Annotated in this window: 18 protein-coding genes; 2 read left to right on the top strand and 16 right to left on the bottom strand. The window is 60.7% G+C overall.

Annotated features, from left to right (window positions below; translation table 11 throughout):
• Nucleotides 1–608 precede the first annotated feature (608 nt).
• Nucleotides 609–2,009: a tyrosine--tRNA ligase gene (gene tyrS, locus I6E52_RS14055; RefSeq protein WP_231602217.1), complete on the bottom strand. Its 1,401-nt coding sequence runs from the start codon at nucleotides 2,007–2,009 to the stop codon at nucleotides 609–611.
• Between the two features lie 45 nt (nucleotides 2,010–2,054).
• On the opposite strand from tyrS, the gene I6E52_RS14050 reads away from it, so the two are divergent.
• Together I6E52_RS14050 and I6E52_RS14045 are read left to right on the top strand one after the other, a co-directional pair.
• Nucleotides 2,055–2,693 carry a SatD family protein gene (locus tag I6E52_RS14050; protein ID WP_231602216.1) on the top strand — a complete coding sequence of 213 codons (639 nt, stop codon included), beginning with the start codon at nucleotides 2,055–2,057 and terminating at the stop codon, nucleotides 2,691–2,693.
• The gene (locus tag I6E52_RS14045) at nucleotides 2,690–3,244 is read left to right on the top strand and encodes a hypothetical protein (RefSeq protein ID WP_197158422.1); all 555 of its coding nucleotides are present in this window, start codon (nucleotides 2,690–2,692) and stop codon (nucleotides 3,242–3,244) included. Before I6E52_RS14050 ends, I6E52_RS14045 begins: the two co-directional genes overlap by 4 nt.
• Before the next feature lie 36 nt (nucleotides 3,245–3,280).
• Here the strand turns inward: I6E52_RS14045 and I6E52_RS14040 are convergent, their stop codons facing one another.
• From I6E52_RS14040 to I6E52_RS13970, 15 genes are all read right to left on the bottom strand, one after another.
• Entirely contained in the window at nucleotides 3,281–4,201 is a 921-nt protein-coding gene (locus I6E52_RS14040; protein ID WP_197158420.1) for a DUF817 domain-containing protein, read from the bottom strand.
• A complete protein-coding gene (locus I6E52_RS14035; protein ID WP_197158418.1) occupies nucleotides 4,201–4,788 on the bottom strand; it encodes a DNA-3-methyladenine glycosylase in 588 nt (195 codons plus the stop codon). Before I6E52_RS14035 ends, I6E52_RS14040 begins: the two co-directional genes overlap by 1 nt.
• Nucleotides 4,789–4,790: 2 nt before the next feature.
• On the bottom strand, nucleotides 4,791–6,227 hold the full coding sequence (argH, locus tag I6E52_RS14030; RefSeq protein ID WP_197158416.1) for an argininosuccinate lyase: 1,437 nt from the start codon (nucleotides 6,225–6,227) through the stop codon (nucleotides 4,791–4,793).
• Nucleotides 6,228–6,229: 2 nt separating this feature from the next.
• Nucleotides 6,230–7,429 carry an argininosuccinate synthase gene (locus I6E52_RS14025; RefSeq protein ID WP_197158414.1) on the bottom strand — a complete coding sequence of 400 codons (1,200 nt, stop codon included), beginning with the start codon at nucleotides 7,427–7,429 and terminating at the stop codon, nucleotides 6,230–6,232.
• A 67-nt stretch (nucleotides 7,430–7,496) separates the two neighbouring features.
• Entirely contained in the window at nucleotides 7,497–8,423 is a 927-nt protein-coding gene (gene argF, locus I6E52_RS14020) for an ornithine carbamoyltransferase (protein WP_197158412.1), read from the bottom strand.
• On the bottom strand, nucleotides 8,420–9,607 hold the full coding sequence (locus I6E52_RS14015; RefSeq protein ID WP_197158410.1) for an acetylornithine transaminase: 1,188 nt from the start codon (nucleotides 9,605–9,607) through the stop codon (nucleotides 8,420–8,422). The genes argF and I6E52_RS14015 overlap by 4 nt, the downstream gene beginning before the upstream one ends.
• Nucleotides 9,604–10,518, bottom strand: a complete 915-nt coding sequence (gene argB / locus I6E52_RS14010; protein WP_197158408.1) for an acetylglutamate kinase — start codon at nucleotides 10,516–10,518, stop codon at nucleotides 9,604–9,606. Before argB ends, I6E52_RS14015 begins: the two co-directional genes overlap by 4 nt.
• Nucleotides 10,518–11,669 (bottom strand): bifunctional glutamate N-acetyltransferase/amino-acid acetyltransferase ArgJ, encoded by a 1,152-nt coding sequence (gene argJ / locus I6E52_RS14005; protein ID WP_197158405.1) that lies wholly within the window; start codon nucleotides 11,667–11,669, stop codon nucleotides 10,518–10,520. The genes argB and argJ overlap by 1 nt, the downstream gene beginning before the upstream one ends.
• Nucleotides 11,666–12,712, bottom strand: coding sequence for an N-acetyl-gamma-glutamyl-phosphate reductase (gene argC, locus I6E52_RS14000; RefSeq protein ID WP_197126742.1), 1,047 nt, complete (start codon nucleotides 12,710–12,712; stop codon nucleotides 11,666–11,668). Before argC ends, argJ begins: the two co-directional genes overlap by 4 nt.
• Before the next feature lie 279 nt (nucleotides 12,713–12,991).
• Nucleotides 12,992–15,484 (bottom strand): phenylalanine--tRNA ligase subunit beta, encoded by a 2,493-nt coding sequence (gene pheT / locus I6E52_RS13995; RefSeq protein WP_197158403.1) that lies wholly within the window; start codon nucleotides 15,482–15,484, stop codon nucleotides 12,992–12,994.
• Nucleotides 15,484–16,524 carry a phenylalanine--tRNA ligase subunit alpha gene (gene pheS, locus I6E52_RS13990; RefSeq protein ID WP_197158401.1) on the bottom strand — a complete coding sequence of 347 codons (1,041 nt, stop codon included), beginning with the start codon at nucleotides 16,522–16,524 and terminating at the stop codon, nucleotides 15,484–15,486. The genes pheT and pheS overlap by 1 nt, the downstream gene beginning before the upstream one ends.
• A gap of 51 nt (nucleotides 16,525–16,575) precedes the next feature.
• The gene (locus I6E52_RS13985; protein WP_197158399.1) at nucleotides 16,576–17,520 is read right to left on the bottom strand and encodes an amino acid ABC transporter permease; all 945 of its coding nucleotides are present in this window, start codon (nucleotides 17,518–17,520) and stop codon (nucleotides 16,576–16,578) included.
• Nucleotides 17,517–18,185, bottom strand: coding sequence for an amino acid ABC transporter permease (locus I6E52_RS13980; protein WP_197126738.1), 669 nt, complete (start codon nucleotides 18,183–18,185; stop codon nucleotides 17,517–17,519). The genes I6E52_RS13985 and I6E52_RS13980 overlap by 4 nt, the downstream gene beginning before the upstream one ends.
• Nucleotides 18,186–18,262: 77 nt before the next feature.
• Nucleotides 18,263–19,135, bottom strand: coding sequence for a glutamate ABC transporter substrate-binding protein (locus I6E52_RS13975; protein ID WP_197158397.1), 873 nt, complete (start codon nucleotides 19,133–19,135; stop codon nucleotides 18,263–18,265).
• A 37-nt stretch (nucleotides 19,136–19,172) separates the two neighbouring features.
• A complete protein-coding gene (locus I6E52_RS13970) occupies nucleotides 19,173–19,925 on the bottom strand; it encodes an amino acid ABC transporter ATP-binding protein (protein WP_197126736.1) in 753 nt (250 codons plus the stop codon).
• Nucleotides 19,926–20,005: the final 80 nt, after the last annotated feature.

Below are 20,005 nucleotides of genomic sequence, written 5' to 3'. Positions count from 1 at the left end.
AAACCAGCAGAACTGCACCAGAACGGCACACAACAACTGACCAACACGCGAATAAAGCGGGTTCTCATCCTAAGATCTGACACCGCAACCCACAAGAGGTAAACCGATGTTTGACTCGACCTGAACCCAAAAGATTCAGGAGAATGGTGGCCCCCACTTGAGGCCGGAAACCTAGCAGCAGAACTGCCCGGGACTTCCGCACCTTTGGGGTGACAAGAGGAAACATTACGTGCATTTTGCCCCCCTCACCAACACCACGTGCATCCCGGGCGTGTCGCAAAAATGAGGGCCCCAAAACACTGCGTAGTGCTCGAACCGTGCGGTGAAACTTGAGAGTTAATGGTGGCAATGAGCCAGACAACCAGCGGCAGAGCGACGACTAGTTCGGCGGTACGACTTCGTAAACCAGATGGGCGAATTGACCTACCGCCCATAATCCAGATGTCGCCGTGACCCGCAGCCTCGCGAATCGCGGGCAGAGCATCCGCTACCGCTCCGCGAACAAAGCGGACATCGGCGCCTTCGGGAACAGGAAGGTCGCGTGTAGTGAAGTCGAACGTTGGCTGGTCACAAAAGTAGTCGGCCCACTTCTGCGGGTGCTGCTCGCGCTAGGAGGTGACGAAGATTCCCGCGAGCGTCTTCTTGCCGCGACGGAGAACGGCCACGTTTCCCGGCAGAAGGTCACTGCCCACCGTGGCCTGGTCATCCGCTACGGCAACATTGTTGAGGTAGACACCGCCCTGCGAGATTGCGCGACGTGCTTCACTTGCACTCGACACCAGTTTCGTGTCGACGAGCAATTGCACAACGGTCGCGTCCGCTGAGGTTTCGACGTGGGCGAGCTCGCGCAGAGCTGCGGCAAGAGTGTCCGCATCCAATGACGCCAACTCCCCTTGGCCGAAGAGAGCTGCAGATGCTGCGATTGCCGCTTCCGTTGCAGCGCGGCCGTGAACGAGAGAAGTGACCTCGAACGCGAGAGTCTTCTGTGCTTCGCGACGGAACGGCGCCTCAGCAACAGCGGTCTCGAGAGCGGTTATCTGCTCCCGCGACAGGAACGTGAAGATCTTCACGCGCTCAATGACATCAGCATCATCGGTATTGAGCCAGAACTGGTAAAACGCGTAGGGGCTCGTCATCTTCGAGTCGAGCCAAATGGCGTTGCCCTCGCTCTTGCCAAACTTGGTGCCATCCGAGTTAGTGATGAGCGGAGTACCAATAGCGTGAACGCTCGCGCTCTCAGCCTTATGAATGAGGTCGCTGCCGCTGATGAGATTGCCCCACTGGTCGCTGCCACCGGTTTGCAAGACGCAGTCGTAGTTGCGGTAGAGCTCCAAGAAGTCCATGCCCTGCATGACTTGGTAGCTGAACTCGGTGTAGCTGATGCCAGCGTCGCTATTGAGACGCGCGCTCACCGCATCCTTTTTGAGCATCGTGCCGACACGGAAGTACTTGCCGATATCGCGTAAGAAATCGATCGCGCTCATCGGCGCTGTCCAGTCGAGGTTATTGACCATGCGCACGGCATTGTCACCCTCGGTGCTCAAGAACTTGGAGACCTGGGCCTGCAAGTAGCTGACCCATTCGGCAACAGTTTCGTTGTCGTTGAGCGTGCGCTCCGCTGTGGGGCGGGGATCTCCGATGAGGCCGGTCGCTCCCCCGACGAGTCCGAGAGGTTTGTGGCCAGCCAGCTGAAGACGGCGCAGCAGCAGAAGCTGCACGAGGTTGCCTAAGTGAAGGCTGGGCGCGGTCGGGTCGAATCCGCAGTAGTAGGTGATGGGGTCACCGTCGAGAAGCTTCTCAAGGGCATCTGCATCGGTAGAGACGTGCACGAGACCGCGCCACGTGAGCTCTTGCCACAAGCTCTCGAAAGAGCTGTCGTTGCTTTGGGTACTGAGAGATTCTGATGCTGTCGCTGACACGTCATTAACCGTAGTGCCTATCGGCGGGGTGCTGAGAGCAGCCTGCCACGCGTTATCCGCAATGCTGAGGCACTGATCTGAAGAAATCATGCTTGTGGGCCTGATGTTGGAGAATCAATGCTGTAGCCTTTAGTTATGTTTGTGATCACAGCGGACCAAAGAAACAGCCGCAGCAGCGCGGATGCCGTAGCCCAGACCCTGCAGCGCATCAATACCGAGCGCGCGGATGACCTCGCGCTGCCCGCCGAACGCACCGCCGGAGACGAAGCGCAAATGCTGCTCACGTCGGCACAGGCGGCTCTCGACATCACCCTCGAACTGACCCGCACCGAACAGTGGAGCGTGGGAATCGGTATCGGCGCAGTGCCCCTGCCGTTCGGAACAAGCGTGCGCGCAACCAGTGGCCCTGCCTTTCTCGCCGCCAGAGACGCCATCGACCGCGCCAAGAAGAGTCCAGCCAAATGCGCCGTCGAGTCCGACCCCGAGAGCGAGCTGGCCCGCGACATCGAGCCACTTCTTGAGCTGTTGATTCTGCTTCGCAACCGTCGCACAGACAACGGTTGGGAACTCTACGACTTGCTCAGCACCGGAATCACTCAGGCCGATGCGGCCGAGCGCCTCGGCATCTCCCCACAATCTGCCAGCCAGCGGGCTCTCGTCGCCGGGCTTCGCACAGAAGAAGAGGCCGTTCGCGCCCTTGCAAACCTGCTCGACAGAGCACACAGTGAAGTAGTAACCGACAACGCGCTCAGCGCAGAGAAAGGCACGTCATGACCGGCTGGTGGATCGCGGTACTCGTTCTCACAATCGGAGCGATCGGCGCATCCATGATTGCCGCGCGCACCGAAAAGTATTGGCTCGCCACCGTCTCGCTACTGCCTGTCGGTATCGCCCTCATCCTGGGTTCCACCGGAAACCCTCTGCCCGGTGATGCTTCTGGACTAATCATTTTGCTCAGCGCCGCCCTCGTCGCACTAGCCACTCTCGCCGGCAGCCCACTCGTGGCGCTCGTGCTCTCGCTCGCCTCGTATCCGGCGCCGCGCGGCGAACATGGCGGCATCCTCGTGATTGACGCCGACTCTCCCCTGCCTGAACGTGAGATTCTGCGCGGCGGAACCACGATCGGCTACCTCGAGCGCTTCGCGTTCATCGCATCCTTCATGGTGTGGCAGCCCGGAGCGATCGCCGTCATCGTTGCGATCAAAGGACTCGGTCGTTTCTCAGAGCTCGAGAACGCAGCTGCCCGCGAACGATTCATCATTGGCACGCTCGTGAGCCTCGTCTGGGCTGGGCTCTGCACCGCAGCCCTGCTTGTCGGGCGCTAGGCAGCCAGTCGGCACTTGCTCTGCGTGGGCTTAGCATTACGGCTGCGCGGTGGCGTTCTCGGCGATCGCTTCCGGCGGCTGTGGTTTCTCGACCCACGTCACCAAGACCACTGAGACGATCATGAGCAGCAGCCACGAACCAAGCTTGGCGATCGATACCAACTCCCAGCCCTCCGACTGATTGGGATATACCCACGCGTTCGACCACGTCGCCACATTCTCTGCAATCCAAATGAATACTGCGACCAGCACGAACGAGACCAGAATCGGCATCCGGAACCGCGCCCGCGACACCCTGACGTGCATGACCGTGCGCCACCACACCACCGCGATGGCCACGAAGAGGAACCACCGAACGTCGACGATGAAATGGTGGCTGAAGAAGTTGACGTAGATCAGCGTGGCCAGAATGGCCGTGATCCAGCGTCGCGGATAGCGATCAAAACGAAGCTCGAAGAGCCGGAACACGCGCACCATGTAGGAACCGACCGCGGCATACATGAAACCGCTATAGAGCGGGACGCCGAAGATGTGCAGCACGCCGTCGCCCTCATAGGTCCACGACCCAGCATCGGTCTTGAAAATCTCCATCACCGTGCCCACGATGTGGAACAGGATGATCACCCGCAGCTCGCGCAGCGTCTCCAGCTTGAAGACCACCATGAGAACTTGGATGGCGAGAGCAGCGAACACCAGAAAGTCGTTGCGGGCGAGGGCCGCCGACTCTGGATACCAGAGGCGCGTCAGCACGAGAACTGTCAACAGCGCTCCCCCAAAGACGCACGCCCAGGCTTGCTTGAGCACGAACACGGTGAACTCGATAGCCCACGTGCGGAGGCGCTGTGGTTGGACCCGACTGCTACCGTGCGGATGCTGCGGACCGCCATCGCGAACGCGGTCAAGACGCCGGTGCGCCCACTCATCAATCCGCTGCTCTAGCGGTGTGAAGCGGGCCACTAGCTGCGCTTGTGCTTCACTGCGGGGCGATACGGGGACACGCTCGGCTCCCCCGGAATCCAGAAGCGCCACGGATACTTGTCAGTGCCGCCAGCACCCGCGACGCCCGTGCGCGGACCAACGCTGAACGGAGACCGCGACTGCGGCAGTTCCAGACGAACGCGACCCGACTCTAGGTTGGTGCCGGCATCATCCAAACGAATGCCCAGCGCAACCGCGAGGCGGGCGGGCCCCATAGCGAGGTCGGCCGGTTTCTTGGATGTTGCGCGACGTTCGGCCGCGACATCCATCCCCTCGATCACTTCGCCGGCACGTAAAAGGATTCCTGAGGCGACGCCCTCAGGCATGCACACGACATTCGCGCACGTGTGCATGCCGTAGGTGAAATAGGTGTAAAGATGGCCGGGCGGGCCGTACATCACAGCGTTACGTTTGCCGGGGCCGCGAAACGCGTGAGAACCAGGATCGACTTCGCCCAGGTATGCCTCGACCTCGGTGAGCCGCACCGCGACCTCACCGACGCGCACGACAGCACCCAGCAAGAGCGGCGCAACCTCGGTCGCCGGCCTGCTGAGCAGTTCGAACACGTCTAGCGGATAACCTGCGGGTCGAGAGCAGCAGCGAGCACGCGAACACGCTCGGTGAGCTCGGCACGCTGCTCCGCAACGCGCACGGGAGCGGTTCCGCCGACGCCGGCACGGCTCGATACAGAACCCTCCACCGTAAGAACCGAGCGCACATCGCCCGTGAGGTGAGGTGAAATGGCGGCGTAGTCGTCATCGGTCGGTTCGTGAAGTTCGAGCGAGTTGTCTTCACAGAAACGCACGAGGGAACCGCTGATTTCGTGAGCCTCACGGAACGGAACATGCTGGCGCACGAGCCAGTCAGCAACATCCGTCGCCAGGGAGAAACCCTGAGGTGCAAGCTCGGCCATGCGCTCCGTGTTGAAGCGCAACGTTGCCACCATGCCAGTGAACGCTGGCAAGAGCACTTCGAGAGTCTCGACGGAGTCGAACACGGGCTCTTTGTCTTCCTGAAGATCGCGGTTATACGCGAGCGGCAGGGCCTTGAGCGTGGCAAGCAGGCCCGTGAGGTTACCAATGAGGCGACCAGACTTGCCTCGAGCAAGCTCAGCGATGTCGGGGTTCTTCTTCTGGGGCATGATCGACGACCCCGTGGAATACGCGTCATCGAGCTGCACGAAATCGAACTCGCGCGTGTTCCAAAGAATGATCTCTTCACTGAGACGCGAAATGTCGATACCAAGCTGCGCGGTAATGAACGCGAACTCCGCCACAACGTCCCGGCTCGCTGTTGCATCAATCGAGTTTTCGGTGGGGCGAGCAAGCCCCAGCTCCCGAGCGACCAGCGCGGGGTCGAGCCCCAACGTGCTGCCCGCAAGCGCGCCAGAACCATACGGCGATGTGGATGCGCGAACTTTCCAGTCCCGCAAGCGCTCGAGCGTGCGCACCAGAGGCCACGCGTGCGCGAGCAAATGATGCGCGAGCAGCACTGGCTGCGCATGTTGGAGGTGGGTGCGACCCGGCATGATGGCCGCATCGTGCTTCTCAGCCTGCGCCACAATGGCGTCGATCAGGTCGACAACCATCGCGGCAATTGCGCCCGCATGGTCGAGCAGGTACATGCGCACAAGAGTGGCGATTTGGTCGTTGCGGCTGCGCCCGGCACGGAGTTTGCCTCCGACCTCAGCACCCGCACGCTCGATGAGCCCACGCTCGAGAGCGGCGTGAACGTCTTCCTCGGACTCAAGGGCGGTAAAACTGCCATCGGCAACGGCTGCACTCAACGATGTCAGGGCATCCGTCATCGTTTCGAGTTCAACGTCGTCGAGGTACCCCGCGGCCGCGAGCGCAACAGCGTGCGCTCGCGAACCGGCGAGGTCATACTGCGCAAGCTGCCAGTCGAAGTGAGTTGATTTGCTCAACCGGGCAAGCTCAGGTGAAGGGCCACTTGCGAAGCGGGCTCCCCAGAGTTGTCCCTCACCAGTTTCGGCAGATTGCGCCATGATTAGCCCTGCTTTGCGTCGCGACGAGCCGAGATCTTGCTCGGCAATGACCAGAGTTCGATGAAGCCCTTAGCGAGCGACTGGTCGAACGTGTCACCGGTGTCGTAGGTGGCAAGGCTGAAGTCGTAGAGGCTCTGCTCTGACTTGCGGCCAGTCGGTACCGCACGGCCAGCGTGGAGTGTCATGCGGATCTCTCCGCTGACGTAGCGCTGGGTGTCGTTGATGAACGCGTCGAGTGAACGCTTGAGACCTGAATACCAGAGTCCGTCGTACACGAGGTTCGACCATTCGGCCTCAACTCCACGCTTGTAACGGGAAAGGTCACGCTCGATCGTGAGTGACTCAAGCTCTTCGTGGGCGGCGATAAGTGCCATCGCGCCGGGAGCTTCGTAAACCTCACGGCTCTTGATACCGATGAGGCGGTCTTCGACTACGTCGATGCGGCCGATGCCGTGCTTGCCTGCGAGCGCGTTCATGTGCTCAACGATGGCGAGAGCCGACATCGCGACGCCATCGATGGCGACAGGAATTCCGGCTTCGAAAGTGATGGTCACTTCGTCGGCGGGCAGACCAGCGGCAGGATCAGCAGTGTACTCATAAAGCTCTTCGATCGGAGCATTCCACGGGTCCTCGAGGAATCCGGTCTCGACCGCGCGACCCCAGACGTTCTTGTCGATCGAGTAAGGGCTCGCTGCCGACTGGCGGATCGGAAGGTTGTGCTTTTCGGCGTAGATGATCGCCTTGTCGCGAGTAAGCGCAAGGTCACGCACGGGAGCGATGCTCGTGAGGTCGGGGGCGAGAGCCGCAACAGCTGCCTCGAAGCGAACCTGGTCGTTGCCCTTACCGGTGCAACCGTGAGCAACGCTGTCGGCACCCAGAGCCTTGGCGGTGAGTGCAAGGTGACGCGAGATCACCGGACGGCTGAGAGCCGAAACCAGCGGGTAACGCTTTTGGTACAACGCGTTTGCCTTGAGTGCTGGCATCAGGAAGTCATCAGCGAACTCATCCTTGGCATCGATAACGATCGACTCAACAGCACCACAGTCAAGTGCGCGCTGACGGATGTCATCCATGTTTTCGCCGCCCTGGCCGACGTCAATCGCGAGCGCGACGACCTCTTTGCCTGTGGCGTCCTTGAGCCAGCCGATACCTACCGAAGTGTCGAGTCCGCCCGAGTAGGCGAGAACTACGCGTTCTGACATATGTTTTTCTCCTTGACGTCGTGAATCAGTTTAGGGAACTACAACGGCGGCTTCATGCCGCCAAATACTAGGCAGCCTGTTCGAGCAACCAAATCATGAGAGCCTTCTGGGCGTGCAGGCGGTTTTCCGCCTCATCCCAGATGACACTCTGCGGGCCATCGATCACGTCGGCCTCAACCTCATACCCGCGGTCAGCAGGCAAGCAGTGCAAGAAGATAGCGTCAGGCTTTGCGAGCGCCATCAGCGCAGTGTCGACCTTGTAGGCACCAAGAGAAGCCACGCGAGCGGCCTTCTCGTCTTCTTTGCCCATCGACACCCACGTGTCGGTGACAACAACATCCGCACCCGTCACGGCTTCAGCCGCGTCGGTGAGAATTGAAATCGAACCCCCCGTGGAGGCCGCAATCTTCTCCGCGTCAGCGACGACATCCGCCAGCGGTAGGTAATCTTCGGGGCACGCGATGCGCACGTGCATTCCCGCGGTTGCGCCAGCGAGCAGGTAGGAGTGCACCATGTTGTCTGCACCATCACCGAGGAACGTGACGGTCAAGCCCTTGAGCTCGCCCTTGTGCTCGCGAATCGTGAGCAGGTCGGCGAGCAACTGGCACGGGTGGAACTCGTCGCTGAGAGCGTTGATCACGGGAACCTGGGTTCCGTGGGACATCTCAATAAGACCCTGCTGGCCGTAGGTGCGCCAGACAATGGCGGCCACCTGGCGTTCAAGAACGCGAGCCGTGTCTGAGGCTGTCTCCTTACCGCCGAGCTGACTGTTGGCGGTCGAGATGATGAGCGGCGAACCGCCAAGGTCTGCGATGCCGACAGCGAACGAGACGCGAGTGCGAGTTGATGACTTGTCGAAGATCACAGCAACGGTCTGCGGACCCGCTAGCGGCTTGCGCCCCCACCGATCGGCCTTTACTTTTTCGGCGAGATCGAGAATCTCGAGTTGTTCGGCCGGGCTGAGGTCATCGTCGCGAAGAAAATGCCTGGTCATGATGCCTCCGTAGATGCTGTGTTGGTCACTTCGTCCAGCACCGTGCTGAACGTGTCAATGAACTCGGCGATTTCGGCATCGCCAATGATGAGGGGCGGAGCAAGTCGAACAGTCGACGAATTGGGGACGTTGATAATCAGCCCGTGCTTAAGCGCAACCGCCACGATCTCTTGCGCGACAGGCTCGGCAAGTCCGATGCCGATCAGGAGTCCGCGACCGCGAAGCTCAACGATCAACGCAGAATCGATGCGGGCCAGCGCGGTGCGCAGTTCGGCACCGCGCAGAGCGGCATTCGCCACGAGATCGTCAGACTCAATCTGACCCAAGACCGCTTCCGAAACGGCACACACGAGTGGGTTGCCACCAAAAGTAGTGCCGTGCTGACCGGGATGCATCAGCGAGGATGCCTTCCCGAACGTCACGAGCGCACCGATCGGCACTCCCCCGCCCATTCCCTTAGCCATAGTGATGGCGTCAGGAACGATTCCGCTCTCTTGGAAGCCAAACCAGTCTCCTGTGCGTCCGGCTCCGGTCTGGATCTCGTCAATGATGAGCAGCACACCGTGCTGAGTCGTCAATTCACGAGCCGCTTCGAGGTAGCCGGCGGGCAACGAGTGCACCCCAGCCTCTCCCTTGATCGGCTCGACGATGAGGGCCGAGACATCCGGTCCAATCGCAGCTTCGAGGGCCTCGATAGTGGAATCAATGTGCTCGACGTTGGGAAGCAACGGCTCAAAAGGCTCGCGCAGCGATGCCTTGCCGGTGATCGAGAGAGCCCCCATAGACCGACCATGGAAGGAATCCATCAACGACAGGATGCGCGGGCGCCCGGTGAGGCGAGCGAGCTTGACGGCAGCTTCGTTTGCCTCAGTGCCCGAGTTCGCAAAGAACACGCGCCCCTCGTCACCGGCACCCGAAATGCGCAGCAGTCGTGCCGCGAGCGCGAGTTGCGGTTCGGTCGCGAAGAAGTTCGAGACGTGCAGGAGGTTGGCTTGGCGGCTGAGCGCGCCCACAATCGCGGGGTGGTTATGGCCGAGTGAATTGACCGCAATGCCAGCCAAGAAGTCGAGGTAACGCTTGCCCTCGGAATCGAAGACCGTGCAGCCTTCGCCCCGCACGAACTCCACCTTCGGTACACCGAACGTGTTCATCATCCGGTGGGCGTAGTCGTCTTTCCAGGTCATGCGGGTACCACCTCGGTGCCAATTCCATCTTGCGTGAATACTTCGAGCAGGATCGAGTGCGGGGCTCGACCGTCGATGATCGCGGCCTTCGGAACGCCAGCATCTACCGCTTCAAGGCAGGCTGTCATCTTCGGGATCATGCCCGATTCCAGACTCGGCAGCAGCTCACGCAGTTCGTCAGTGTTGATGATCGAGACGAGCGACTCACGGTTGGGCCAGTCGCTGTAGAGACCGGCAACATCCGTGAGGATGACGAGCTTGGCCGCCTCGAGCGCAATAGCTAGCGCTGCCGCCGCAGAATCCGCGTTGACGTTGAGCAGGCCAGAGGCGTCTTCAGCGATCTCTCCCGCTTCTTGGGCCAGTGTCGATACCACAGGGATGTTGTCGCTCGCTAAGACGTCAAGCACTCGCTGAGGATCAACCTCGGTGACATTACCGACCAACCCGAGGTCAACTCGCTTGCCCTCGATCTCTTTGATCATGCGTTCACCGATAAACAGCGAATGTTCGTGCCCGGCAATGCCGTTAGCAAGATCTCCGTGCTCGTTGATGAGATCAACCAGCTCAGCGCCGACCTGATCGGTGAGCACATCGCGCACCACGTCGATCGACTCTTCTGTCGTCACACGGTAGCCAGCACGGAACTCCGATTCGATACCGCGAATCTTGAGCTCCTTGGTGATCTGGGGGCCGCCACCGTGAACAATCACGGGGCGCACACCAGCAAGACGCAGATAAACCATGTCCTGCACGAACGCACGCTTCAGTTCGTCGTTGATCATGGCGTTGCCGCCAAACTTCACCACAATGATGCGGTTACGAAAACGCTTCAACCACGGAAGCGCCTCAATAAGCACTCCCGCCTTCGTCATGGCCTGCTCGTGTTCAGCGCCGTGGGTAAAAGCCGGCATCAGCTTGAGTACGCGCTGTTCTCATGCACGTAATCGTGCGTGAGATCGTTGGTCAGGATGGTCGCTTCGGCATCGCCCGTCGCGAGATCGATCAGCACGTGCACAGCACGGCCCGTGAGATCCACCTCGTCGCGAGAACGATCGGGGGCGCCCGCGTGGCAGACCCGCACACCATTCATCGACACATCGACCGCATAGGGGTCAAAGGCAGCATCCGTGGTTCCGATCGCGGCAAGCACGCGGCCCCAGTTAGGATCGTTGCCGAAGATCGCGGCCTTGAAGAGATTATTGCGAGCAACCGAACGGCCGACTACGACAGCGTCGTCTTCGCTTACTGCCCCCACAACTTCGATGCGGATGTCGTGGCTTGCGCCCTCAGCATCGCCCTGCAGTTGTTCGGCCAGATCGCTGCAGACGCTCGTGACAAGTGCGGCAAACTCGGCTGCATCCGGAGTTACGCCTGAGGCGCCCGACGCCATCAGCGTTACTTGGTCGTTGGTCGACATGCAGCCGTCCGAATCGAGACGGTCGAAACTCACACGAGTGGCTTCCCGCAGCGCCGCGTCAAGGTCGGCTGCAGCGACAGCGGCGTCAGTGGTGATGACCACGAGCATTGTCGCGAGGCCCGGCGCGAGCATCCCCGCCCCTTTGGCCATGCCGCCAACGGTGTAGCCGGTGCCGGTCGCGACAGTAGTTTTGGGCTTGCTGTCGGTGGTCATGATGGCGAGCGACGCATCGGGGCCCCCGTCGGTGCTGAGCGCTCCGATTGCTGCCGACATCCCGGCGAGAACCTTGTCTTGCGGAAGCGGTTCTCCAATAAGACCGGTCGAACAGACGAGGATGTCGCCGGCCGATGACCCGAGCGCTTCAGCAACGTGCTCTGCCGTGGCGTGCGTTACCTGAAAACCCTGCGGGCCCGTGAAGCAGTTGGCTCCACCCGAGTTGAGGGCGATCGCTGTGACAACGCCATCGTCGATAACCTGCTTGGACCAGATGATGGGGTGGGCCTGCGCACGATTGCTCGTGAATACGGCGGCTGCATCGAAGCGTGGGCCGCGGTTGACGACGAGGGCGACATCGAGACCACCACTGGCCTTGAGCCCCGCTTCGACCCCGGCTGCTTCGAATCCTGCGGCTGATGTGACACTCATGGTGCTACTCCGTCCAGCGCCAGACCGAGGGTTTCCTCAAGGCCTAACGCAATATTTGTCGATTGAATGGCGGCGCCTGCGGTGCCCTTGACAAGATTGTCGATTGCGCTGACGACGACCACGCGACGCGCAGCTTCGTCAACGGCAAGCCCGATCAGGGCGGTGTTGGCGCCCAACGTATCAGCGGTGCGCGGGAACTGCCCCTCAGGTAAGACGTGAATGAACGGCTCGTCGGCATACGCGGTCTCCCACGCTTCCCGAATTTGGGCTGCGGTGACCCCGTCAGCGAGCTTCGCAGTGGAGGTCGCCAGAATGCCGCGTGACATGGGCACGAGGACGGGAGTGAACGACACCGTCACCGATGAAGCGCCAGCGACTTTCAAATTCTGCGCGATCTCCGGAGTGTGACGATGAGTGCCGCCAACGGCATACGCCGAAGCAGAGCCCATCATTTCGCTCGCGAGCAGGTTAACCTTCAGGCTCTTCCCCGCGCCCGAAGGGCCGACCGCAAGCACCGCCACGATGTCTTCTGACTCGATCAACGAGGAACGGATGCCGGGAGCGAGCCCCAGCGTGATAGCTGTCACGTTGCAGCCGGGCACCGCAATACGCTTCGAACCGGCGAGGACTTGACGTTGCGTGCCCCCGGCGGCGTGCAGCAGTTCGGGCATCCCATAGTCCCAGGCACCGTAGAACTCGCCGCCGTAGAAGGCAGCCCAGTCGTCTTCGCTGGTGAGGCGGTGATCGGCACCACAGTCAACGACGAGAGTGTCGGGGCTGAGCTCAGCCGTTAGCGCTCCCGACTTGCCGTGTGGCAACGCAAAGAAAACAACATCGTGACCGGCGAGCACTTCGGGCTCCGTCGGCTGAAAAACTAGGTGTGCGAGAGACCGCAAATGCGGTTGCACATCGATGAGGCGCTGACCGGCGTTACTAAACGCAGTCACCGTCGTGACATCGAACTCAGGATGGGTGGACAGCAGGCGAAGAAGCTCGCCACCGGCATAACCGCTGGCACCGGCCACAGCGACCGAAATTGACATGGAATTACCTTCAGTGGGTTCGGAATCGAGAACACTTGCGGCGGCGAATCACACACGACCTCGTGGGTTGTGGCGAAACTCCGCCTATCGTCGCTCGTCAGCCCCGCGGAGAACCGGCGAAGACGGCACCACAAAGCTCAGCGAGAATCGCTGGCTGCAAGTGCGGAAGTCGGTCACATTTCTAGAGTAGTGCCCAGAGCGCGCGGCAGGCTAATCGACAAACGCAAAAAGCCGGTTGCCACTCTGCGAGAGACAACCGGCTTTCGCACCAATTAGTGGTTACTCGCGCAGTTCAGCGCCCACTCGTTCGCCAGCAAGGGCAACCGCAGCGTTCTTCGCGTCGGTCGCTTCTACCTGCGTGAGCGTGCGGTCACTGGCGCGGAACCTCAGCGCAAAAGTCAGCGACTTGTGCAATTCCGGGATGCCGGTGCCACGGTAGTCATCGACGAGCCGCACGTTCTCCAAGAGTTCGCTTGCACCCTCGCGGATGATGGCCAACAACTCGCCAGCCTGAACAGCCACCGGCACTACGAGAGACAGGTCTTGCGTAGCGGCCGGGTACGACACGATGGGAGCCGCAGCGATATCTACAGCAGCACTCGTGATCAGCACGGTGAGGTCGAGCTCAAGCACCGCAACAACACGCGGCAAATCGAGTTCAAGCGCCAGGGCCGGCAGCAACTCGCCGGCGTAGCCGACAGTGTGGTCGCCCACGCGAAGCTCGGCGGTGCGACCAGGGTGCATCGCCTGATGGGTTCCCGTCACGACGTCGATGTCGACGGACAGCGTCGCCGCCAGCTGCTGAACAGTGGCGAGAGCATCCGCGAGCCCGCGAGAGAGTGGTTGCTGACCCGGCTGGCGCGTAACGGCATCACCGAGGAACAGCGCGGCAACGTGCCACGGTTGTTCCGGGATGCTCGAACGCAGTTCGGCGAGAGCGGCGTCACTGGGCAACTCATAGCCGAGCGGCAACGAGGTGCTTCCGTAACGGTGGCCTGCTTCGGGCAGGAACACCGTCCCGACCTCGAAGAGAGCGAGGTCCGTGAGTCCACGAGAGACATTGCGGTGCGCGATCGCCGCGAGGCCCGGTAGCAACGAACGACGCAGGGTTGCGGCATCCGGGTCCAAGGCATTTGCGAGTTTGATCGTGGTCGCTCCCCCAGCTTCAGGCGAACCAAAAAGATCGTTCGAGTGCTGAGAGATGAACGGGTAGGCCAAGACCTCGGTGAGGCCGGATGCCGCGAGGCTGTTAGAGACAGTGCGACGCAGGCGCTGGGCGCGAGTGAGCCCGCGGCCCGGAGGAGCGACGGGGAGCACAGCCGGAATACGGTCGTAACCCACGATGCGGGCAACTTCTTCAACGAGCGTGGTCTTGTCGCCGAGGTCGGGACGCCAGCTCGGTGGTGTCACGCTCCAGCCAGTGTCAGTCACAGTAACCTCGGCGCCAATAGCCTGCAGAGAGTCGGTGATCTCATCGGCGGAGTAATGAACGCCGATAAGGCCTTCGGCATAGCCCTCGGGCAGATCAACAGCATCTGGGGTGTGCTCGGCTAGTAAGTCGCTGCCGAGAGTATCGACGGTGCCGCCGCCCAGCTCCACGAGAAGCTCCACGACGCGCGCAGCCGCCGCAGAAGCCACTAGCGGGTCGACTCCGCGCTCGAAACGACGTGATGCTTCGCTGCCGAGCTTGTGGCGGCGAGCAGTGCGCGCGATCGAGATCGGTTCGAAGTTGGCTGCCTCGATCAGAACGTTGGTCGAGGCATCCGTGATTTCAGTGCTTGCTCCACCCATGACACCAGCCAAGCCGATGGGACCGGACTCGTCGGTGATGAGCAGGTCTTCAGGGTTGAGCGTGCGCGACTTGTCGTCGAGGGTGGTGAGCGTCTCCCCCGCTTTCGCGCGACGAACCGTCAATCCGCCCGACACTCGGTCGAGGTCATAGGCGTGAATCGGCTGCCCGAGTTCGAGCATGACGTAGTTCGTGATGTCTACCGTGAGCGAGATCGAGCGGATGCCGGCGAGCGTCAGGCGCGTGATCATCCACGACGGCGTTGGCTTGGTGACATCCACGTTCCGCACGACGCGCGTGACGAAGGCGCGCACTCCGGCGCGACCGCGAATGGGCGCGTCGTCAGCGATGACCACGGGGAAACCGCTCGCCTCGGTGATCGTGGGAGCGTCGGCAGGATCGGTGAACTTTGCGCCCGTCGAGAGAGCGTATTCACGCGCAACGCCGCGCAACGACATGGCATACCCACGGTCGGGCGTGACATTGATCTCAACGGCGAAGTCGTCGAGCCCGAGCAACTCGATTGCACTCGTGCCGACCTCAGGGTCAAGACCAAGAGTAGACAGCACGAGGATGCCGTCGTGCTCGTCTCCGAGACCAAGTTCGCGAGTAGACGCGATCATTCCGTCGGAGACGTGACCGTAAGTCTTGCGCGCAGCGATCGGGAACGGGCCGGGAAGAACCGAGCCGGGAAGCGTGACAACAACCTTGTCGCCGACAACGAAGTTGTGAGCGCCACACACGATGCCGCGTGGCTCAGCCTCGCCAACGTCAACCTGGCACCAGTTAATGGTTTTGCCGTTGGATTGGGGCTCACCAACGAACTCAAGAACCTGGCCAACCACTACCGGACCAGAGATATCGAAACCGTGGACGTCTTCTTCTTCAAAGCCAACCTTCACGAGCGCAGCGTGAACCTGTTCGTGGGTGATATCTGTCGGGATCTCAACGAATTCCCGCAACCAACTCATGGGAATTTTCATTAGACCACCATTCCGAACTGCTGGGAGAAGCGAATATCGCCCTCGACCATGTCTCGCATGTCGTTCATTTCGTTGCGGAACTGCAGCGTGCGCTCAATTCCCATTCCGAAGGCGAAGCCTTGGTATTCGTCGGGGTCGATCCCGGCGGCACGAAGCACGTTGGGGTTGACCATTCCGCAGCCGCCCCATTCAACCCAGCGGGCGCCACCCTTGGCGTTGGGCTGCCACACGTCCATTTCGGCGCTGGGCTCGGTGAACGGGAAGTAGTTGGGGCGCAGACGAATCTGGGCGCCCTCGCCGAACATGGCGCGCGCGAGGTGCTCAAGCGTGCCCCGCAGGTTCGCCATGGTGAGGCCCTTGTCGATCGCGATACCCTCCAGCTGGTGGAAGACGGGAGTGTGGGTCGCATCGAGTTCGTCGGTGCGGAACACGCGTCCGGGCGCGACGACGTACACCGGCAGAGGGCGCTCAAGAAGGGAGCGGATCTGAACCGGGCTCGTGTGCGTGCGCAACAGCAAGTGCGAGTCGACGGGGTCAATGAAGAACGTGTCTTGCATGGCGCGGGCCGGGTGGTCTTCGTCGAAGTTGAGGGCGTCAAAGTTGAACCACTCGTTCTCGAGCTCGGGGCCTTCTGCGACCTCCCAGCCCATGCCGACGAAGATGTCGCTCATGTGCTCCATGAGCAGGCTCAGCGGATGCCGAGCTCCCTTCACGTAGCGAGTGGCGACGGCCGTGACATCCACGGCTTCTGCCGCGAGCTTCGCCTGTTCTTCGGCGACGGCCAGCTCGGCCTCACGGGCGCTAAACGCGCCGTTGACGCGGCCGCGTGCGCCACCGATGAGCTTGCCGCTGGCCGCTCGGTCTGCCGGGGCCACGTTTTTCATCTGGGCGTTGAGCGCCGCAAGCGGTGACCCTTCGCCAAGATGGGCGCCGCGCACCGTTTTGAGGTCGGCCATTGTCGCGGCGGATTCGATGGCAGCAAGAGCTGCTTCGACCGCTGCGGTTACCGCTGGTTCTGTGATCGGGGTGGGTTCAGACACAAGACCCGAGTTTAGCGGACACCGCTGTGGCGGGCCGCCCTCATTGCAGAGCTAGTACCCGCCGCCGCCAGTGCTGCCATTGTCGACGCCGTAGCTAGCGTGACCACGCGGTGGCATCGTGATCGCACGCGTGCCATCTACTCCCGGCTGCTTCGGAGCATCCGGAGTGGTCGCACCATCCTTCGGCCCGCTCTTCTTTGCCACGTAGCGAGCAACGTACGACAGGGTCACGTTCATGACGAGGTAGATAACAAGTCCGACCGCGAAAAGAGTGAAGACGTAGCGACTTCCGTAGAAGTTCTGGAGCTCCTTGATCGTGCGGGAGAGCTCGGGATACGCAACGACGTACGCAAGCGACGTGTCCTTCAACAGCACGACAAGCTGCGCCAAAATGATCGGCAACATCTGGCGGAAGGCCTGCGGGAACTCCACGATAAAGCGGGTCTGCAGCGAGGTGAGGCCGATCGACAGCCCACCTTCACGCTGTCCCTTGGGCAAAGAACTGATGCCGGCACGGAGAGCTTCGCCGATGATCGCACCATTGTAGATTCCGAGACCAAGCACACCGGCCCAGTAACCACCGGTAGAGAACATCAAGAAAACGAAGAAAATAAGCAACAGCAACGGCATACCGCGGAAGATCTCAAGCAAGATCGACGTAGGAATGCGGATCCATTTAGAGGCAGCAGTGCGCCCGAAAGAAAACAGAATTCCGACGATGATCGCCAGCACTGCCGCGACTCCCGCCATCCGCAAAGTGTTTACAACGCCTCGCCCGAACGCGCCCCAGACTTCAGGGTCAGCCAGAATGTCGGTTCTCGACGGGTCAAAAAGCCCCGGCTGCTCAGCGCCGTTAGCGCTCACGCGCGGCGCAGCCAAGATGAAGTACGCCCAGACGATAAGCGCGATGATGAGAATCGCACCGACCACGGAGGCGATGGCGGAATTGCGCCGAGTCTTCGGACCCGGGGCGTCGTACAGCACGCTCGCACTCATCGCAGCACCATAACCTTCTTCTCGATCGCTCCGGCTATGAGCCCAAGCGGAATAGTAATGGCCAGATAAAGCGCTGCCGCGTACACCAGGGTGAGCAGCACGAGGTCACCGTGGTCGCGGGACGCAGCGCCGGTCGCCTTGAATAGTTCGTTCACAAAGAAAGCCCCGGCAACCGAAGTGTTCTTGGTCAAAGCAATGAAGACGTTGATAAGTGGCGGAACGACCATGCGGCTTGCCTGAGGAAGAATTACGAGGCCAACCGTCTGGGTGAATCCCATGCCAATACTACGAGCGGCTTCGGCTTGGCCAACGGGAACACCATTGAACCCTGAACGCACCGCTTCAGCGACGAAAGGTGAGGTGTACAGAGTCAAGCCAAGAGCGGCTAGGAGGAAGTAGTCGAGGTCGACACCAAGGATGGGGAGCACAAAGGCACAAAAGAAAAGCACCAGAAGCAGCGGAATGTTACGGAGGATCTCCGTGTACACCGTTGCAAAAACACGCAAGGAAGGAACCGGCGAAATGCGCATCGCCGCAATGAGTACCCCGAGAATAAACGCCCCAACACCAGCAATGCCCAACAGGGCCAGTGTCAAAAGAAAGCCCTGCATGTAGAGCGGCGTTATGTCGACAAGGGCGTCGATCGCGTTAGAGATGACGTCCATCCGGGCCTCCTGGAAAGTAAGTGAATAGGGCATGAATGGTGCCCGCCTGCGTTAGTCGCAGGCGGGCACCGAGCACACTAGTTGCTGTAGCGGTCTACAGCAGGAGGGGTCGGAAGCTTCAGGACCTGACCTGCAGTCGATTCCCAAGCCGCATCCCATGAACCATCGGAGTACGAGGTCTCGAGAACGTCATTGATGTAGTCGCGGAACTCGTCGTCATCATGACCGAGACCGATACCGTAAGGCTCCTCAGTGAACGGGTTGCTCAGAACTTCGAACTCACCCGGGTTCTGGTCGGCAAGGCCGGCCAAGATCACGTTGTCAGTGGTGACAGCGATCACGTTACCGCTGCGAAGCGGCTCGAGGCATGCTGAGTAAGCGTCAGTAGTGATGAGGTTGACGTCGTACTCAGCGATGTTCTTCTCTGAAGTGGAACCGGCAACGCTGCAGACGTCCTTGCCTGCGAGGTCCTCGGGGCCAGTGATGCCCTCAGGGTTGCCTTCAAGAACGAGAATGTCCTGGCCCGCGTTGTAGTAAGGACCAGCGAAGGAAATAACTTCCTTGCGAGTGTCGTTGATCGTGTACGTCGCGATCACGATGTCTACGGTGCCATTCTCAATGAACGTTTCACGGTTGGCAGAAACCGTTTCTACCCACTCGATGTTGTCTTCGCTAATGCCGAGCGAAGCGGCAACGAGCTTACCAATCTCGACGTCAAATCCGACGGGGTCGCCCGACGGACCCTTGAGGCCGAACAGCGGCTGGTCGAACTTGGTGCCGATGGTGATCGTGCCTGCCTCAGCGAGGTCAGCCATCGTGGTGCCTGCTTCAAACTCGGGAACGACCATGTCGGTGTCGGTAGTAGACGAAGTGTCTGCTGCACACGCGCTGAGGCCAAGAAGGCCTACGGCGGCGATGGCAGAAATCATCAGACCTTTTTTGAGTCTCATGTGTTTCTCCTTGCTGCTGTGGGGATTACCCGCTGAGTTAGTGGGTAAGAATTTTCGAGAGGAAGTCTTGCGCTCTCGGAGATTGAGGGTTGGTGAAGAATTGCTCGGGCTCGGCCTCTTCAACGATTTCGCCGTCCGCCATGAAGATTACGCGGTCGGCGGCCTTGCGGGCGAAGCCCATCTCGTGGGTGACCACGAGCATGGTCATTCCGTCTTTGGCGAGCTGCACCATGACATCGAGAACTTCATTGATCATCTCAGGGTCGAGAGCCGACGTTGGCTCGTCGAGAAGGATGATCTTGGGATCCATCGCGAGCGATCGAGCGATCGCTACACGCTGCTGCTGGCCGCCGGAAAGCTGAGCCGGCATCTTGGATGCCTGGTTGCCGATACCAACGCGATCGAGAAGCTCCATCGCCTTCTTGTCGGCCTCCGCCTTGGACATCTTGCGCACGCGGCGCGGGCCGAGAGTGACGTTCTCAAGAATCGTCTTGTGAGCGAAGAGGTTGAAGGACTGGAACACCATGCCGACGTCTGCGCGCAACTTGGCCAGACCAGCGCCTTCTTCGGGCAGCAACTTGCCATCAATCGTGATGGTGCCATCGTCGATCGTCTCAAGGCGGTTGATCGCACGGCAGAGCGTGGATTTACCTGAACCACTCGGCCCGATAACCACGACTACCTCACCACGTTTAATCGTGGTCGAGATGTCTTTGAGCACGTGAAGCTCACCGTAATGTTTGTTGACGTGGTCGATAACGACCAGAGGTTCACCGCTCTGCGCTGCCATTCACCAAGATAAACACACGCCTGCAACGGGGGTCAATCAACGCGCCTAGTTGTAACACGGTCGTGACACTAAATCACGAG

Source organism: Salinibacterium sp. NG253, from assembly GCF_015864945.1.
In the GTDB taxonomy this organism is placed as follows: domain Bacteria; phylum Actinomycetota; class Actinomycetes; order Actinomycetales; family Microbacteriaceae; genus Rhodoglobus.
This window is presented reverse-complemented; position numbering and strand designations above follow the sequence as displayed.

Coding starts and splice junctions, on each gene's coding strand:
- tyrS (WP_231602217.1), bottom strand. CDS start 2,009: ATGATTTCTTCAGATCAGTGCCTCAGCATTGCGGATAACGCGTGGCAG.
- I6E52_RS14050 (WP_231602216.1), top strand. CDS start 2,055: ATGTTTGTGATCACAGCGGACCAAAGAAACAGCCGCAGCAGCGCGGAT.
- I6E52_RS14045 (WP_197158422.1), top strand. CDS start 2,690: ATGACCGGCTGGTGGATCGCGGTACTCGTTCTCACAATCGGAGCGATC.
- argH (WP_197158416.1), bottom strand. CDS start 6,227: ATGGCGCAATCTGCCGAAACTGGTGAGGGACAACTCTGGGGAGCCCGC.
- I6E52_RS14025 (WP_197158414.1), bottom strand. CDS start 7,429: ATGTCAGAACGCGTAGTTCTCGCCTACTCGGGCGGACTCGACACTTCG.
- argF (WP_197158412.1), bottom strand. CDS start 8,423: ATGACCAGGCATTTTCTTCGCGACGATGACCTCAGCCCGGCCGAACAA.
- I6E52_RS14015 (WP_197158410.1), bottom strand. CDS start 9,607: ATGACCTGGAAAGACGACTACGCCCACCGGATGATGAACACGTTCGGT.
- argB (WP_197158408.1), bottom strand. CDS start 10,518: ATGCCGGCTTTTACCCACGGCGCTGAACACGAGCAGGCCATGACGAAG.
- argJ (WP_197158405.1), bottom strand. CDS start 11,669: ATGAGTGTCACATCAGCCGCAGGATTCGAAGCAGCCGGGGTCGAAGCG.
- argC (WP_197126742.1), bottom strand. CDS start 12,712: ATGTCAATTTCGGTCGCTGTGGCCGGTGCCAGCGGTTATGCCGGTGGC.
- pheT (WP_197158403.1), bottom strand. CDS start 15,484: ATGAAAATTCCCATGAGTTGGTTGCGGGAATTCGTTGAGATCCCGACA.
- I6E52_RS13985 (WP_197158399.1), bottom strand. CDS start 17,520: ATGAGTGCGAGCGTGCTGTACGACGCCCCGGGTCCGAAGACTCGGCGC.
- I6E52_RS13980 (WP_197126738.1), bottom strand. CDS start 18,185: ATGGACGTCATCTCTAACGCGATCGACGCCCTTGTCGACATAACGCCG.
- I6E52_RS13975 (WP_197158397.1), bottom strand. CDS start 19,135: ATGAGACTCAAAAAAGGTCTGATGATTTCTGCCATCGCCGCCGTAGGC.
- I6E52_RS13970 (WP_197126736.1), bottom strand. CDS start 19,925: ATGGCAGCGCAGAGCGGTGAACCTCTGGTCGTTATCGACCACGTCAAC.